Origin of the sequence: Pseudomonas sp. NFIX10 (assembly GCF_900111955.1) — a bacterium.
Classification (GTDB): domain Bacteria; phylum Pseudomonadota; class Gammaproteobacteria; order Pseudomonadales; family Pseudomonadaceae; genus Aquipseudomonas; species Aquipseudomonas fluorescens_AA.
This window is the reverse complement of the sequence record NZ_FOKH01000017.1, coordinates 1-16,017: the sequence shown is the minus strand read 5'-3', so window position 1 is coordinate 16,017 and position 16,017 is coordinate 1. Positions and strand designations below refer to the sequence as shown.

9 protein-coding genes, 1 rRNA gene and 1 pseudogene are annotated in these 16,017 nt (G+C 58.8%); 2 read left to right on the top strand and 9 right to left on the bottom strand.

Features of this window, described 5'->3' with window-relative positions; genetic code table 11:
* Positions 1-87: 87 nt before the first annotated feature.
* Positions 88-1,035, top strand: a complete 948-nt coding sequence (locus tag BM321_RS16665) for a LysR family transcriptional regulator (RefSeq protein WP_053181727.1) — start codon at positions 88-90, stop codon at positions 1,033-1,035.
* 361 nt (positions 1,036-1,396) lie between these two features.
* Here the strand turns inward: BM321_RS16665 and BM321_RS16660 are convergent, their stop codons facing one another.
* The gene (locus BM321_RS16660; RefSeq protein WP_092443414.1) at positions 1,397-2,173 is read right to left on the bottom strand and encodes an ATP-binding protein; all 777 of its coding nucleotides are present in this window, start codon (positions 2,171-2,173) and stop codon (positions 1,397-1,399) included.
* A 105-nt stretch (positions 2,174-2,278) separates the two neighbouring features.
* On the bottom strand, positions 2,279-3,079 hold the full coding sequence (locus BM321_RS16655) for an AlbA family DNA-binding domain-containing protein (protein WP_175535174.1): 801 nt from the start codon (positions 3,077-3,079) through the stop codon (positions 2,279-2,281).
* Between the two features lie 725 nt (positions 3,080-3,804).
* Here BM321_RS16655 and BM321_RS16650 point away from each other — a divergent pair.
* Positions 3,805-3,942 (top strand): annotated as a pseudogene (locus BM321_RS16650) (LysR family transcriptional regulator); the annotation flags it as partial.
* Here BM321_RS16650 and BM321_RS16645 read toward each other — a convergent pair.
* The 7 genes from BM321_RS16645 to rrf form a co-directional block, all read right to left on the bottom strand.
* Positions 3,939-4,442, bottom strand: coding sequence for an outer membrane lipoprotein YfiB (locus BM321_RS16645; RefSeq protein WP_092443408.1), 504 nt, complete (start codon positions 4,440-4,442; stop codon positions 3,939-3,941). The pseudogene BM321_RS16650 and the gene BM321_RS16645 sit on opposite strands and share 4 nt — an antisense overlap.
* Positions 4,443-4,445: 3 nt before the next feature.
* Positions 4,446-5,714: a diguanylate cyclase DgcN/YfiN gene (locus BM321_RS16640; protein WP_092328736.1), complete on the bottom strand. Its 1,269-nt coding sequence runs from the start codon at positions 5,712-5,714 to the stop codon at positions 4,446-4,448.
* The gene (locus BM321_RS16635) at positions 5,711-6,286 is read right to left on the bottom strand and encodes a regulatory sequestration protein YfiR (protein ID WP_092443406.1); all 576 of its coding nucleotides are present in this window, start codon (positions 6,284-6,286) and stop codon (positions 5,711-5,713) included. The genes BM321_RS16640 and BM321_RS16635 overlap by 4 nt, the downstream gene beginning before the upstream one ends.
* Before the next feature lie 138 nt (positions 6,287-6,424).
* A complete protein-coding gene (recD, locus tag BM321_RS16630) occupies positions 6,425-8,521 on the bottom strand; it encodes an exodeoxyribonuclease V subunit alpha (protein ID WP_092443404.1) in 2,097 nt (698 codons plus the stop codon).
* Positions 8,518-12,207 (bottom strand): exodeoxyribonuclease V subunit beta, encoded by a 3,690-nt coding sequence (gene recB, locus BM321_RS16625; RefSeq protein WP_092443402.1) that lies wholly within the window; start codon positions 12,205-12,207, stop codon positions 8,518-8,520. Before recB ends, recD begins: the two co-directional genes overlap by 4 nt.
* Positions 12,204-15,656, bottom strand: coding sequence for an exodeoxyribonuclease V subunit gamma (recC, locus tag BM321_RS16620; protein ID WP_092443400.1), 3,453 nt, complete (start codon positions 15,654-15,656; stop codon positions 12,204-12,206). The genes recB and recC overlap by 4 nt, the downstream gene beginning before the upstream one ends.
* A gap of 155 nt (positions 15,657-15,811) precedes the next feature.
* Positions 15,812-15,927, bottom strand: a 5S ribosomal RNA gene (gene rrf / locus BM321_RS16615).
* Between the last annotated feature and the right edge of the window lie 90 nt (positions 15,928-16,017).

Genomic DNA, 16,017 nt, shown 5'->3' with positions numbered 1-16,017 from the left:
GTGCATGGGCACGCATGGTGATGAGACGGTTTTTGGAGTATAGATGTGCAAACTTCTAATAAGAATGCACATAAAAGCCGGTCCATCATGCAAAAAAACATCACCTCCCTGGGGTCGCTGAATTGGGACGACCTCAAGTTTTTCCTCGAAGTGGCCCGCACCCGCAAGGCCAGCACAGCCGCCAAGCGCCTGGCTGTCGACTACACCACGGTGTCGCGACGCATCAGCTCGTTGGAAGCCTCGCTGGGTACGCTGCTGTTCGAGAAATCCCGGACCAACGGTTTTGTCTTGACGGCCGAAGGCCAGCGCCTGCTGGGTTACGCCGAATCGATCGAAAGCACCCTGCACATGGCCTGTGAACAGGTCTCGGGCTCTGGCGTGGCGCTGTCCGGCCATGTACGCATGGGCTGCACCGAAGGCTTCGGCAGCTTCTTCATCACCCCGCAACTGAGCCATTTCGTCGACGCCTACCCGGCCATTTCGGTGGACATCCTGCCGCTGCCGCACTTCATCAGCCTCTCCAAGCGCGAAGCCGACATCGTCATCGCCCTCGAACGCCCCGAACATGGCCCCTATGTGTGCTGCAAATTGTGCGACTACCGGCTGCAGCTCTATGCCACCCAGCCCTACCTGGACAATCACCCACCGATCCAGCGCCCGGCCGACCTGAGCAAGCATTCGTTCATCAGCTACGTGGACGACCTGGCGTTCAGTTCCGAATTGCTCTACCTGGCCAACGTCCTGCCCGGCGCCAACGCCCACCTGCGCAGCACCAGCGTGATCGCGCAATTCGTGGCCGCACAGCAAGGGCGCTCACTGGCGATCCTGCCCTGCTTCCTCGCCGCCCAGGACCCACGGCTATTGCCGGTGCTGCCGGAGGAAATCACTGTCACCCGGCAGTTCTGGATGTACTGCCGGGAAGACCTGCGCAAGCTCAAACGAATTACGTTGTTGTGGGATTACATCCGCGAGGTGACCGAGCAGAATCAGCCATTGTTGATGGGCGACAGCCGGGAGATGGTATTCGCCGATTAAAAATTTTCAAGGAATCAGGTACCGACATACTAATTAGGTCAACCGGCCCTTTCCAGCAGCTTGTAACAGGAATTGGAACGTAATTTGTAACACAGAGAGACCTTCGCAGACACCGGAATGGAACAACCTCAAGGAGACCCTCCACTAGCGCAATAAGGCTCCGAAATGGAGACGCCTGATATTGCTCAGGAGCAAAGCCCGCATTAGGCGGGCTCTGGTGTGAAAAGACTTGTGATTTTCAGCACGTCTTTAGGGCACTATGGAGAGCTTACAAGGTTACACTTCGGATCAATCAATTACCTAATAGATAGCCAGACAGAACAACGCCTCATTAAACAGCGTAACATTTCTTTATTAATCACTAAACTTGGGTTGTTAGCGACCACCTTGCACTAGGCCCATTACCTTTTCGATTAACATACGATGCCTCCCGAAGAAATGCACTAGTATGAGTGGCGCTTTTATGCCCAAGCAATTCGGTAATATTTTCGTTTGACGCCTCTTTAAACTCATGCAAGTAGTCAAATAATTTTACATGCTTTGCTGATGTCTGGCTAATCTTTAGCGCTTTTCGGACTTGAAAGAAATTTGCCCAAACCGGCTTGAACCTTACAAAAACCCCTTTATTCGTGCCGCACAACTCGAGTTCGCCATGCTTAGATACAGAGTTTTTTATCGCAGTCCAGCCATTAGCTTCTAACCCAGAAATTCGCTTCATTATCTCAGTGACATCCATGTAGCCGACCCGATATAGGCTATTAAAGATAATAAGATCAGCCAGATTGAATTTTGTGGGATTGCCTTGAACTCTTACGAAAATCTCAGGAATTATCGCTTTTGCTGAAAGAGTAACCTCAACAGTATCATGCACCTCCTTAAAGACAGGAAATTCTCTGCCGTAAGCAAGTGACCCGAAACTCATCCTTTTAACACCCATCCCCGCCCTGTCAACTAACTGGTAATTCATCAGAAGCTTCGCGAGAGCTTTGTTTCTATGGCGTGGCTGATGGGTATTGATATTTTGAGCGGTTACTCCGCCGTAGAATACTCCGGGGTTAGTTACAACCATTCTCTCATAATTGTAATCTACCACCACCATTCCTTCTATGGAGTAGTCTCTATGAACCAAAGCATTCATGAAACCTTCATGAAAAGCTGGAGCGTCGAATGTTTTGCAGGTGTATTCCTTATCTTTATAGTTGACCTTCACATCCTTATTGCACCGACCAAATAACTTCTTTGTTCACTCAATTGTTTCCCAAAGATTCTCATCCCAAACTTCATTATGAACCAGCTCTCCTACCTGATCACGCCATGTGAAGCGATATTCGTAGATACCAAGCCATTTCGAAATTTCTTGAGGTTTGCCTAAAAACAGTAATCCCGACTTCGTCAAGCAGCCATTGGTAGTGGCACCGATGGCTTCTAAAAAAGCTTGTGTGCTGGGCAGTTGCTCTTTAGTGTATTCCTTTCTACCACAGTAGTCGTCATAAGCAGCTTGGACGGAAGAGAGTTGCAGGGATGACTCGTTCAGGTTTTCCATAATCTCGGCTGTCCAGTCGTAATTAACTAGACCTGAAACGGCAAGTCTGATCTCTTCAGGCTGCATCGGCCTGCTAGAGCGACCATCTCTTATGCATGTTTTACCACTTGATGTAGAGACAAGTGTATCCCTACGAGTAGGAATATGGATGGCTAAGAAATGCTTTCCATCTAAGGACAAATACTGGGCTTTGATATCGAGTAAGGGCTTCAACTTGCCTTTGATTCTTTGCTCGACTTCCAAAGTGTCAGCCAATTCGAATCCTACTAGCTGGGATGCCCATTGTTTGTTATTGACGTTACTACCGTCTCGAATTCCGACGATCAGAACCCCTCCTCGCTTGTTGGCGATTGCGGATATTTCTTCCGCGAGCTCCTTGCTGCCATGAAGACTGGTTAGACTGTTGAACTCTTTGAATTCAATTTCCTCGCTTTCAAGCATCTCACTATCTACGTGCTTACACGCTTCGATAATTTTTAGGATATCTTCTTCAGTCTTCATTAACATTTGTCAGTCTCCTTTTGCAGTACAGATGTCCATATGGCGATATGCTGACATCAAAATGACAGCATCTCAAATTTCATTATGGGATGCAAGCTCACTCGCTACCCATAACGACTGCAATTAAATTGAGGAGTTATTCTTTCATCGTAGTCACAGGAGCTGTGCTCAACATAACCATCTTGTTCGCGCTCCAAGTCCAAGCATCATCTATAAGGGGCCACAAAATCACACACCCTGCTGGTGCGATTACAGGTACGGATACCGAAGCCCCTTCTTCGGATTTAAAAGGACGTAGAAACCTGCTCACGGAATCGGAATGGCTATCATGCAATGCTCCCCACACTTGCGTTACACCGCGACGCCCAGACTCAAACACCTCCTCTGAGACCAAGCGGAAATATTCCTTCAGTTCGCTCCAATGAGCGTCCGGGTTCTCCAAATGAAACGCCCTGACAAGCCTTGTTAGCTGCTCTGAAGCGTCCAGTGCATCACGCCTGTTGATGGTCTGAAGAGAAACCGCAGCAGCCTCAGTGGCGCTACCCGTAGCCCTGAGACGCATGTAGTAAATACCGTTGCGTCTGTAGTGATAGGGCTTAGCGAGCCTTGTGGTCGGCTTCGAGGGAAAAGCGAGGGTTGTAACGGTACTTGTAACAGCAGGTCGAACTTCAAAGATACTCATGGCGGTTAGCCCCCGTAATCATTGGGTTAACCTGAATTCCTTGAAGTTCTGGATGTACTGCCGGGAAGACCTGCGCAAGCTCAAACGAATTACGTTGTTGTGGGATTACATCCGCGAGGTGACTGAACAGAATCAGCCACTGCTGATGGGTGATAGCCGAGAGATGGTGTTCGCCGACTAGTCGGCGATGACCACGATGGCGACGCGGCGGTTTTCGGTGCGGCCGCTGGCCGTGTCGTTGGAGGCGACCGGTTTGCTGCTGCCCAGGCCGCGCAGCTGGACGTTCTCTTCGCGCATGCCAACGCTTGTCAGCACCTTGCCCACGCTGGCGGCCCGGCGCATCGACAGTTGTTCGTTGTAGACCTGGGAACCCGATGCGTCGGTATGACCATCGACGCGTACCCGCTCGATGCCCGCCTCCAGCAACGCCTTGCCGATGCGCTCGACGATTTCGGTACTGGCCGGGTTGAGGTTTTCCACATCGCTGCCGAACAACACCTTGCCCGACAAACCGAAGGCCCAGCCATCCTCAGTCAATTCGAAGCCTTGTTGCTTGAGTACGGCAATTTGCGCCGGGGTCAGGCCTTTCGGCGGAGCCGTCTGGCAACCGCTCAGCGCCAAGATGGCAAGCAAGAAAAGCGCCGCGAACCAGCGCAGGGAAAATTGAGGGTATGAACGCACGAGTCAGCTCCTGGTTTGAAGATCAGCGACGGAGTGATCCGACCCCGCCGTATGTTGACCGCCTCGAGCGAGGCGTTTGGCTTGATACATTGCCGCGTCGGCGGCGTGGAGCAGGGTGCCCGGTGTGGCACCATGATCCGGGTAGACGGCAATGCCGATACTGAGGGAGGTCAACACGGAGGCGTTGCCGGGCAATTGAATCGGCACTTCCATGCTGGCGATGATTTTTTCAGCGATCCGCTCGGCATCCTCGGCCTTGTGCAGGGGTGCCAGTAGCACGGCGAATTCATCGCCCCCCAGGCGCGCGACCAGGTCATCCTCGCGCAACTGGGCCCGGACCCGGGTCGCCACGGCCGTCAGCACCGCATCACCGGCGGCATGGCCGAAGTTGTCATTGATGCCCTTGAACCGGTCGCTGTCCAGGTACAGCACGGCCACTTGCTCGTTGAGCTTGCCGGCATTGCGCAAGGCGCGAATCAGTCGGCCCTCGAAAAACGCCCGGTTCGGCAAGCCGGTCAAACTGTCGTGGCTGGCCTGGTGCGCCAGGGTTTCGTTTTCGCTTTGCAGGTGGGTCTGCCAGGACTCCAGTTCATCGAGCAAGGCGTTGAAGTCATTGGCCAGGTTATCCAGTTCAGCAATGGCCGCCGGCGGCACGCGTCGGTCCAGGGCCCGTTCGCTGCGTGCCGCGTGGGCCACCTCGGCCAGGCTACGCAGTGGCCCGGTGATCGCACGCAACTGGCGCCGTGCCAGATAAAGCGCCACCCAGGCACTGACCGCCGTGCACAGGATGATCCCCGCCAGGCCGCTGAGCAAAAAGCGCAACAGGCTACCGCCATGCCCCGCCAACACGATACGGCCGACGTTCTGCCCTTGATGAACGATGGGCAGGCTGATGGGCTTTTCCAGGAACGCCTTGGCAATGTGTACTTCCAGTTCCGACAACAGGCCGGTTTGCGGTCGCTGCCAGCGCGCCAACAGACGGCCATGTTCATTCAACACCTGGGCATCGGCGACTTCCTCGGTGGAGGCGATCAAGGCCAGTGCTTCGGTGGCCGCGGCCGAATCATCGAAGACCACGGCGGCTTCCACGGTGTAGTTGATCGAACGGGCGATCAGGTGCAGGTTGTGATCGGCGTAGACCCGCAACGCCAGCAGGCCGAGCAGGGTCAGGGAAACACTGGCCATGGTGATGGCCACCAACGCGACGATCAGATGGCCACGACCGATGACCGAGCCCAGGGTGGGACGGACCCTTGGTTTGCGCTGTTTCATGACGTCGCCGGCCTGCGACGGGAAAGCTGCAGCACACTTGGATGGATGCGCACACCACTGCGCGCCACAGAGTCGAGGTTGACTTCGAAAGACACTTGTTCATCGCCGACCCGCAGGCAGAACAGGCTACCCACGGTGCACTGGTCGCCGCCTTCGCTGATGCTCAGCACCGGCTTGCCGATCAAGGACGCAAACAAACGGGTGTGCTCATCGTTGGTCAGCCTGCCGACATAGACCGCGTTGCAGTCAGTGGCGATATCAGGATGATCGGCCAGTAGCCGCTGCACCGTCACCGGCCGCCCCGTGGCCTGGGTGGTGCCCTTGACCAGATCGTCGGTGTATTGGGTTGGCCCGACGATGCACAGCTTCAGTTGGGTGGGCTCCACGGGCCAACGGGCGTAGCTGAGAATGCCCAATACCACCTGGGTCACCGCTTCGGCCCGCTGCTGGGCCTGGGTCGTAGTGACTTGCTCCTGGGCCATCGCGACAGGCAGCAGCAGACACAAAAGGCCGGCCAGCAGAACATGCCCCCACCCCTTGCTACGCACTGCCTCTCGTACAGGCACTTCCATGGAAAATCTCTTGATCCAGATGACAAGTGCCGGAACGATAGCACAGTGCCAAAAAGCCAGCGAGACCACGTATTACGCAGACTTCGGAGCGAAACAGGCAAAATTGCCGTGGGGCATGAACCATTAAAAGCTGATGATTCAGTCAGCCTGCTCCAACTCCAGCATCAACCCGCTCAAGCGCTTGACCTTGCGCCGCACCGCCTCCTCGAAGATGCCCACTCGCGGTTCGATCAGGCTGAACCATTGCTTGCCCCGGGTAATGGCGGTGTACACCAGTTCCTTGGTCAAGACCGGGTTGAGCGCATCCGGAAGGATCAACGCGGTATGGGTGAATTCCGAACCCTGGGATTTGTGCACCGTCATGGCATACACGGTTTCCACGTCATTGAGTCGGCTGGGCAGGACGAAACGCACACCGCCCTGGCCGTCATTACGGGGGAAGGCGACCCGCAGGACCTGCTTGCCGGCATCGGGGCCGTCACGCTCGGGCAGCTTGAGGGCGATGCCGATATCGCCATTCATCAACCCCAGCCCATAGTCGTTACGGGTCATCAGCACCGGGCGTCCTTCGTACCACTGATGATCGCTATCGATAAGGCGGGCCTTGAGCAATGCGGCGGTGATCCGTTGGTTCAACCCTTCAACGCCCCACGGGCCTTTACGCACCGCGCAAAGCAATTGGAATTCGTCGAAGGCCGCCAGTACCTCCCGAGCCCAATCGGCCCAACAACCGTCTTCCAAGGGGCGGGAAATGGCCGGGCGACGCTGCCGCAGCAGGCTCAGGTAATGCCGATACCCCTGGGGCCCTTCTGGCTTGCCGTCGAGCAACAGCTTTTCCAGCTTGGTGTCGTGCTCACTCGCCAATTTCAGGGAGGACAGATCGGCATATTGCCCTTGCTCCAGCAACTGTCGGGCTTTTTCAGGCTGCTGCTGGTTGACCCAGCGAGCCAGTTGGCCGATCCCACTGCCTTCGCCGAAGCGCCGGGAATGCCTGAGCATGACCACTTGCTGCGCCAGGGGATGAGTGCCGTCGAGGTCTTGCCGCAAGTCACTGGCCGCCAGGTTTTCACCACTGACCAACTCAAGCCAGGCTCGGGTCCGGGGGCTGTACCAACCGTCCTCGGCGTCTCGACACAAATCCCCCAGCACCGCACCGGCCTCTACAGAAGCCAACTGGTCCTTGTCCCCCAGCAACACCAACCGTGCATGGGCCGGCAGCGCATCCAGCAGATTGGCCATCATCTCCAGGTCGATCATCGACGCCTCATCGACCACCAATACATCCAACGGCAAGCGATTGCCTGCATGGTGGCGAAAATGCCGGGTGCCGGGGCGGCTGCCCAGCAAACGATGGACCGTCGTAACGTCGCACGGAATGCGTTCGCGCACAGCCTCATCCACGTCCAGGGTCCGGACCTGCTGGCTGATGGACTCGGTCAGGCGCGCCGCCGCCTTGCCAGTGGGCGCAGCCAGGCGAATTCGCAGCGGCTTCCCAATCTCGACGGCCGGAGCCTGCAGTAACGCCAGCAGGCGCACAACGGTGGTGGTCTTGCCGGTACCCGGGCCGCCGGTCACGATGCTGAAGGCCCCACGAGTCGCCAGCGCGCAGGCCAACTTCTGCCAATCGATCGGGCCGTTGGCATTGGCCGGCCCGAACAACCCGTCCAAACGCTCGCGCAGATCCCCAGGCGCCGCTTCATGGTCAATCAGCCGTTGGCGCAACGCCTCGTCGATCCGTCGTTCATAACCCCAGTAGCGGCGCAGATAAAGACGCTTGCCGGACAGTACCAACGGACGTTGCTGCGCCTCTTCGCTCCCATCCGCAGCCAGGGCCACCAGCCGGCTGGACGCCAGGGCCTTGCACCAATGGGCGCCGTCCAGTGTCTGCAATATTTGCGAGGGCAACAGCATCACGCCTGGCTGCAGGTCGCCCTCGGGGGGCAGCGACAGGGCGAAGTCCGGCTCCTTGAGGGTCTCGAACACATCCAGGCAAACATGCCCGTGGCCCAGTTGATGACTGGTCAACGCAGCGGCGAGCAGGACCAAAGGATCACCGTCCGGAGCCCGTTCATGGAGGAACGCCACGAATGCCTTGTCCAGGGCGCGCAACCAGCCGCGCTCGACCCAGCGCGTCAGTAACGACAGCAGGTCCTGGGCACGGCTCAAGGGGGCCAGGTCAACCGGGCTCTCGTCGTCGGAGGCCTTGGGCAGCAGGTCGGCAAAGGAACGACTCATAGCAGTTCTCCCTGTACCCACGCCGGCTCGGCCTTGGGTTCGGGCGCGCCCTGGAACAGCCGGTCCAGTTGTTCGATCAAGGCCCGTGGCGGCTTGGTGAAATACACGCCCTGGCTGGTTGAACGGGTGCCGCGAAGGAACAGGTAGAGCGCGCCGCCGACATGCCGGTCGTAGTCGTAACCAGGAAGCCGCGCCTTGAGCTGGCGATGCAGGGCCAACAGGTACAGCACGTATTGCAGGTCGTAGCGATGGTCCAGGATCGACTGTTCCATGGCCTGTACGGTGTAGGCCATGTCATCGACACCCAGCCAGTTGGATTTGTAGTCGGCCACGTAATATCGACCGTCGTGTTCGAACGTCAAATCGATGAAGCCCTTGAACATGCCGTTGAGCAGCACCGGCTCCGCCGCGACGCGGGACACACCGCCATGGGTGAACCGGCAAACCAGTTGATCAAGCTTTTGCACATCGACCTTGTGGCTGGCGAACCAGAACTCCATCTCGACCTGGAAGCGGGTCAGTTGTTCGAGCACCACCGGCGCCTGGTCGTCGCCGACGGGCATGGGCATTTTGATCAGGTGCTGCAGCCAGTCGCTCAATGTGGCGATCCAACCTTTCCAGCCTCGGCGATTGCAGCGTCGGGCAATGGCATCCTCGATATCCGCCGGCGCAGATGAAAAACCTTCCCCCGCGGCCCACTCCAAGAGGCCATGGAGGAAAGTGCCGGGGCCGGGACCACGGGGAAAACGGTGGATATCGCCACCAATGGCGTTGGTCTCCCTGGGAGCGTCCGGGTCCAGTCGCTCATCGTCGAACAGCTTCTGGGCCTGCGGACTCTCTGGCGCGGTATCGCTGCCTTCGCTCAGGCTTTCGCCGATGCGCAGGGCGCTGTAAGACGCGATCCACCAATTTTCGCTGGCTTTTCGCAAGGGCACCAAGGGTTCGAGCAACACAGCGTCGTTGCGCGGCGGCCGGTAGCGCTCGTCGGTGGCTTCGGGCACTGGCTGGCAACTCACCGCGACGCTGCCTTGTTGCAGGTCTTCCAGCCAATGCCTCAGCTCCACCGACTCGGCCAACGGCACACCGCCGCCCAACAGATAACCCAGCGCGGACACATGCAGGATCGAGCTGTTGCTGTTGCCCCGCTTGAGGTCCGCCACCCCCAGCCAGCAGGCATGTTGCGCCCGGGTCAGTGCCACGTAGAGCAGACGCAGGTCTTCGGCCAGACGCTCGTCATCGGCCTTGGCGATCAATTCGGCGGTGGGCGTGAGGCTGATCTGCGCCTTGTTGGCCTCATCGTGGTAATGCAACGGCAATCGACTGCCATCCACCGGTTTCGTCGAACAGATGAAGGGCAAGAAAACCAACGGATATTCAAGGCCCTTGGACTTGTGGATCGTGACCACCTTGACCAACTGCTCATCGCTTTCCAGGCGCAGGATCTGCTCCTCCCCCGCCTGCCCGGACAAGGCCAGGTGCTCGGACAAATGCCGGATCAAGGCTTGTTCGCCATCCAGTTCACCGGCGGCCTGCTGCAACAGTTCGCAGAGGTGCAGCAAGTTGGTCAGCACCCGCTCGCCATCGCTGCGCGCCATCAAGGCCTGGGGCAGTTCGAAATCATGCAGCAGGCGTCGCAACATCGGCAGCACGCCCTGGCTGCGCCAGACCGAGCGATAACCACGAAACTGCATGACCCGGGCTTCCCAGGCCAGCTCATCCTGATTGAGGCGCTCCAACTCCGTCAGCGGCAGGTTCAACGTGATGCTGGCCAGCGCTGCCCGTAGCGGTCGCTCCACATCCGGCTCGGCGCAGGCCCTGAGCCAAGTCAGCAAATCCCGCGCCTCTTGCGAAGCGAAGACCGAATCCTTGTCGGACAGATAGACACTGCGCACACCCCGCGCGGACAGCTCGGCGCGCACGGCCTGCGCTTCTTTACCGTCGCGCACCAGGATGGCGATATCCGCCGGGCGCAACCCGCGCAACGTTTCGCCATCGACCGTGAAACCGTCGCGTCCCGACTGGCCACCGTTGAGCAATGCCGTGATCTCGCTGGCGCAGGCGGCCGCCATGGTTTGCCGGTACACCGCACCGGAAAGCGGCTGCTCCGATGGCAGGTGCCAGATGTTCAGCGCCGCAACGGCCTGTCCTGCCACCTGCAAGGACTCCTTGCGCCCCTGGGACTCAACGGACAGGAACGGCACCGGGTTCTCACCCGAAGGTTCACGGAACAGAAAAGCGCCGCGCCCCTTCGGACGGGACTCGGCCTTCTGGAAAATATGGTTTACCGCACCCACCATGGCATGGCTGGAACGGAAATTCGTGCCCAGCGTATGCAACCTGCCGGCCGTGGCCTGGCGAGCACGCAGGTAGGTGTAGATATCGGCACCGCGAAAAGCGTAGATCGCCTGCTTCGGATCGCCTATCAGGAAAAGCCCGGTCTCAGGGTCGTTGTCTTCGATGCGGTAGATGCTTTCGAAGATCCGGTATTGAACCGGGTCGGTGTCCTGGAACTCATCGATCAGCGCCACCGGGAACTGCTCGCGGATCAGGCTCGCCAGACGCTCGCCCCCGTCGGCCTGCAACGCCGCGTCGAGACGCAGCAGCATGTCGTCGAAGCCTATTTCGGCGCGGCGACGCTTCTCGGCTTCGAAGCGCGCCCCGACCCATTGCGCGGCATGCTGCAACACGGCGGCATCTGGCGTGGGCAACGCATCCAGGCTGGCCTTGAGACCGGCCATGGCGTCCAGCCCGGGATGGTTGGGCACTTCGCCTTTCCAGGCTTCGGCCATGCCCTCGGGGGTCAGGCGCGTGAACCCGGTGCCGATGTCCAACAGTTCAAGGCTTTCGTCATCGACCCAGGCGGTGATTTTCTGAAACCACGGTTCGAAGTAACGCGCCTGTATCTTGCGCCCATCGACAGACTTGCTGGCGACGCCTTGCTGGCAGATCTCCAGCAGCTCAACGGCCCACTGTCGCCATGGCGCCTTGAGATCGAGCAAGGCAGCACTGCGCTCCTGCAGGGAGGCGGCGATGAGTTCCGCAGGCTCAAGCCCGTCAGCGTCGCCACGCTCGCTGGAAAACAGCCCCCTCACCCGTGGCAGCAGCGCAGCCGGCCCTCCCCAATGGGTACGCACCCAATTCAGCGCCTCGCCTTGCATCGAATAGCAGAACAGCCGCCAGTAATCGCGCAATACCTCGCCCAGCAATTCACTGTGGTCGGTTTCCAGGGTCTGGGTAAACAGGCTGCCGCTGTCGAAGGCATGCTCACGCAACATGCGCTGGCACCAGCTATGGATGGTCGAAACGGCCGCTTCGTCCATCCACTGCGCGGCGATGTCCAGCCGGTTCGCGCAGCCAGGCCATTGCTCGGCACTGAATTCATCGCGCAATGCAGCGATCAGTGAATCCGGGGCTGGGATCTCTTCGCGAAAGAAACGTGCGGCTTCGGCCAGACGGGTTCGAATTCGTTCACGCAATTCTTTGGTGGCAGCGTCCGTAAAGGTCACCACCAGGATTTGCGGCGGAAGCAGTTCGCGACCAAAACCGGACGCCGAACCGCCGTGCCCCAGCACCAGACGCAGGTACAGCGCCGAAATGGTGAAGGTCTTGCCGGTACCGGCGCTGGCCTCGATCAGTTGGCTGCCTCGTAGCGGAAAAGCCAGGGCCAATGGTGTCTGCCGACTCATGAACGGGCCTCCTCGCCGGCCGATGAACGCCATTGGGCTTCGAGCAATGGCCGATAAAGCGCATCGCACCAGTCGGGAAATGTTTCGTCAGCCATCAAGGCCGCGAAATCCGGAAACTGTCTAGCCAAGGCCGGGTTTTCCCGCCGTTCGCCTTCAAACGTCTGTCCATCGCCTTCATAGGCTTTGCGCGCCGCGGCTTCGGCCTTGAGCGGATCACTCTGGCCGAGCCAGGCGAAAGCCGTCTTCACCGCGATCGGCAACGGCTGGCGCATACCGGTCTGCCAAGCCAGCAGCATATCGCCCAGCAGCTTTCGTGCGACAGGCTCTTCGAAAGGTGCCAACAGCAAGCTGTCATCACTGGCCACCAGCGCCGTCGTCAACGACAAGCCGTTAGCGCAGGCCACGAGATGGTTGACCCAAGGCCGTATCAGGCGATGCCACTTGCGGGTCTTGGTGGAGCCGATGCTATTGGGTATAGCCGTGATGGCGAGGACCGCACCGTCGGCGCGCTGGTGCAGGCCACTGAGCCACCCTTCGACACTCACGCCCTGCAAGTGCAGGCTGACGGGCACGGCACTGGTCAGCGGTGTGGGCCATAACGCCAGAAGCTGTTGGTAACGCTGGAGCAGATCCGGCAAGGGTTCGATCAATTCGCGCTGCATGCACTCTCCGAACCCGGCCATCGGTAACAGGCCGCTGTTCTGGAGTCTCTGGGCGTGGGCGGCCAGGGCCAGATCCGGCTGGTCCAGGCGTACCAGCGCAGCCTCGAGCAGGCTGTCACTCAGGGTGTAGCGTTGCAGCGCATCGAGCACGAAAGGTTCGTCATCGGCCAGAGGCGCCTCTATGGCTTCGAAGAATACTTTCAGCCGCTGGCTGAAAAAGTGGCGAACGGGATTGCGCAGGAAGTCCTGCAACTGACCGAGGCCCAAGGGTTCTTCCTGGACGTAAGGTGCCAGCACCTGGGTTTTATCGGTGTGATCGGAAGTGTCGTGGAGCATTCGCCATTCGCTGGCGTAACTGAACAGCTCGTCACCTTGATGAAAATAACGCGCACTGAACGGTTGCAGCGGATGCTCCTGGGTCAGGGCATCGAGAAGACTCTTGCTGTCATCGGCCAACCGCCAGCCACTGGCGAGATGATCGCGCAGCTGGCCGATCAACACCGATGCCGGTCGTTCACTGTTGTCGCGGATGCTGCGCCCCACCCAACTGATGTACAGCTTTTCCCGGGCCGAAAGCAGCGCTTCCAACAACAGGTAACGGTCATCCTCACGGCGGGAACGATCGCCCGGGCGATAATCGCCGCCCATCAGATCGAAGTCCAAGGGGGGCTGGGCTCGCGGGTAATCACCGTCATTCATCCCCAGCAGGCACACCAGCTTGAAGGGAATCGCGCGCATTGGCATCAAGGTACAGAAGTTGACGGCTCCGGCCAGGAAGCGTTGGGACAGCCGCCCTTGATCCAACCCGGCCAACCACGCTTCACGCACCACCGTCAGCGGCAATTCATCTTGCAGCCCCACCGACTCACAGGTTTCCAACCAGGTTTCACGCAAGTCTTCGAGTTGGGCCAGCAAATAGTCGTCATGCTCGTTGCTCGCCTGGAAAAACAGCTGCATCAGGTCGTGCAGGCGCGAACCCCATTGCTGCGGCGATGCCGGCTGGGTGAGTTCCTGATGAGCGACCTCCAGGGCATCCAGCAACGCAACCAGCGGACCGATCAATGCCGCGTCCAGGCCGCCGATCTCGTCGTAGGGCTCGATGCCGTCATAGGCCTGCGAACTGCCGACAGCGTACCCCAGCAACATGCGACGCAAGCCGAAACGCCAGCTGTTCTGTTCAAGCTCCGCGGGCAAGCCCAACCCGGCACGGTGTTCGGCGCTCATTCCCCAGCGAATCCCCGCCCCTTCTATCCAGCGGTGCAATGTCGGCAGGTCGGCCTCATCGATGCCAAACCGTTCGCGCAACGCCGGAACATCCAGCAGATCCAGGATTTCGCTGACCGGGAAACGACTGTCCGGCAACTTGAGCAAATGCTCGACGGCGATCAGCAGTGGATCACGTCCACGCTGGCCCTGGTCCGTCAGCGTGAATGGAATGAAACGAGGGTCGCTCCTGTCGAGCTGTCCGAACACCGCGCGAATGTGCGGCGCATAACTGTCGATGTCCGGGACCATGACGATGATATCCCGTGGGCGCAGAGACGGATCCGTACTGAAGTGGGCCAGCAACTGGTCATGGAGAATCTCGACTTCACGCTGGGCGCCGTGGGCCACATGAAAGCGGATCGAGCCGTCTCGCTGCGTATCGACGACAGGCCAGTGTTCCCGGGTTTCGTTCAGGGGGCGCAGTTCCAGGATGTCATCCTGCAACTGACTGAGCAGGGTCGTGGGGGTCCCATCCGTAAACAGGTCGATTCTCCCATCGCGAAATACCGCGCGGTAGCTGCTGGGGTCGTCGTAGCTGTCGAGCAGGTTGATATAGTCGCGCCCCTGCTTGCCCCAGGCAGCCAATAACGGATGGGCATGTTGATGCAGGGTTTGCGGATCGAGGACGGCGGGCATGCCGGTCTTGCGGGCCTGACGCTTGTATTGGTGACGCAGAAGATCCTTGTCGGCGACGATGTCTGCCCAATGATGACGACACGGGTTATGCACGCAGAGCAGAACCTGGCTGAATCGGGAAAGACCGGCAAGCGCCTCGAGGACTTGGGCAGGCAACGAAGAAATACCGAATACGATGACCCGCGCCGGCAAGCCTTTCGGAGCGACTTCCAGGTTGTTGATACGCTCGATGTAGCGCTGGTGGACGCCGGCACGGCTTTGCGCCATGCCTTGCTCACCCACATCCAGCAACAGGGCACGCCACAGCTCCGCTTGCCAGCAATTCGCTGGCGCGAGCGGCTTGATTTCGCCTCGGACATTTCGTGTCTGGTGTCGACCTTCAGCCCAATCCTCGAGCCAGTCGGCCCGGTACACCTGGTACTGGTCGAACAGATCGGCAAGGCGCTCGGACAGTTGATAGCGCTTGCGCAGGTCGGTGTCGTGGGTAAGGAATCGTCGCAAAGGTTCGAAATGAGGCTGCTCGATCAACTGCGGCAACAGGCGCATCAGACGCCAGGTCAGCGGAGCCTTGTCCAATAGGGACTTGGCCGGAATCTCGTCACGCCCCAGGACTGTTCGATAAAGCTGCCACATGAAACTGCCCGGCAGTTGCACATCGATGGCCGCCGCAATACCGCAGCCGCCGGAGTCATCATCTTCCGGGTCTTCGGCCAGTGCGAGCTTGAGCCATTGGGCAATGCCGTTGCTTTGTACCAAGGCGATTTCATTTTCAAGGGGAGCCAGCGGGTAGCGCCGCATCAAGCTGATCACCAGGCTGCGCAACTCATCGAGGCGATTCCCGTGAACCACCATGAAAGCTGGGCTAAGGGACGTTGCGTCCGGCATGAAAGGCATCCTTGAAAATGCAAAAGCTAGGGCAGAACCTTAGCACTGTCGGGGGGCTGTGACAGCCGGGAGCTGTCCGCGCTTGTCGTAAGAACTTTCCTGCGGGCAAAACAAAACCCCTACCTGCGTCAGCAGATAGGGGTTTCGGAATTTAATCTTGACGATGACCTACTCTCACATGGGGAAACCCCACACTACCATCGGCGATGCATCGTTTCACTTCTGAGTTCGGGATGGGATCAGGTGGTTCCAATGCTCTATGGTCGTCAAGAAATTCGGTAGCCAGCGCGTGCCTTGCGGTCACGTTCCAGCGAATGGGTATGCGATAGTTTGTGCGTTGCAGTCGAGCGTCTCGAACTTT

Excerpts from the sequence above, each read along its gene's own strand:
- BM321_RS16665 (WP_053181727.1), top strand. The coding sequence starts at position 88 with ATGCAAAAAAACATCACCTCCCTGGGGTCGCTGAATTGGGACGACCTC.
- BM321_RS16660 (WP_092443414.1), bottom strand. The coding sequence starts at position 2,173 with ATGAATGCTTTGGTTCATAGAGACTACTCCATAGAAGGAATGGTGGTG.
- BM321_RS16655 (WP_175535174.1), bottom strand. The coding sequence starts at position 3,079 with ATGAAGACTGAAGAAGATATCCTAAAAATTATCGAAGCGTGTAAGCAC.
- BM321_RS16640 (WP_092328736.1), bottom strand. The coding sequence starts at position 5,714 with ATGAAACAGCGCAAACCAAGGGTCCGTCCCACCCTGGGCTCGGTCATC.
- BM321_RS16635 (WP_092443406.1), bottom strand. The coding sequence starts at position 6,286 with ATGGAAGTGCCTGTACGAGAGGCAGTGCGTAGCAAGGGGTGGGGGCAT.
- recD (WP_092443404.1), bottom strand. The coding sequence starts at position 8,521 with ATGAGTCGTTCCTTTGCCGACCTGCTGCCCAAGGCCTCCGACGACGAG.
- recB (WP_092443402.1), bottom strand. The coding sequence starts at position 12,207 with ATGAGTCGGCAGACACCATTGGCCCTGGCTTTTCCGCTACGAGGCAGC.
- recC (WP_092443400.1), bottom strand. The coding sequence starts at position 15,656 with ATGCCGGACGCAACGTCCCTTAGCCCAGCTTTCATGGTGGTTCACGGG.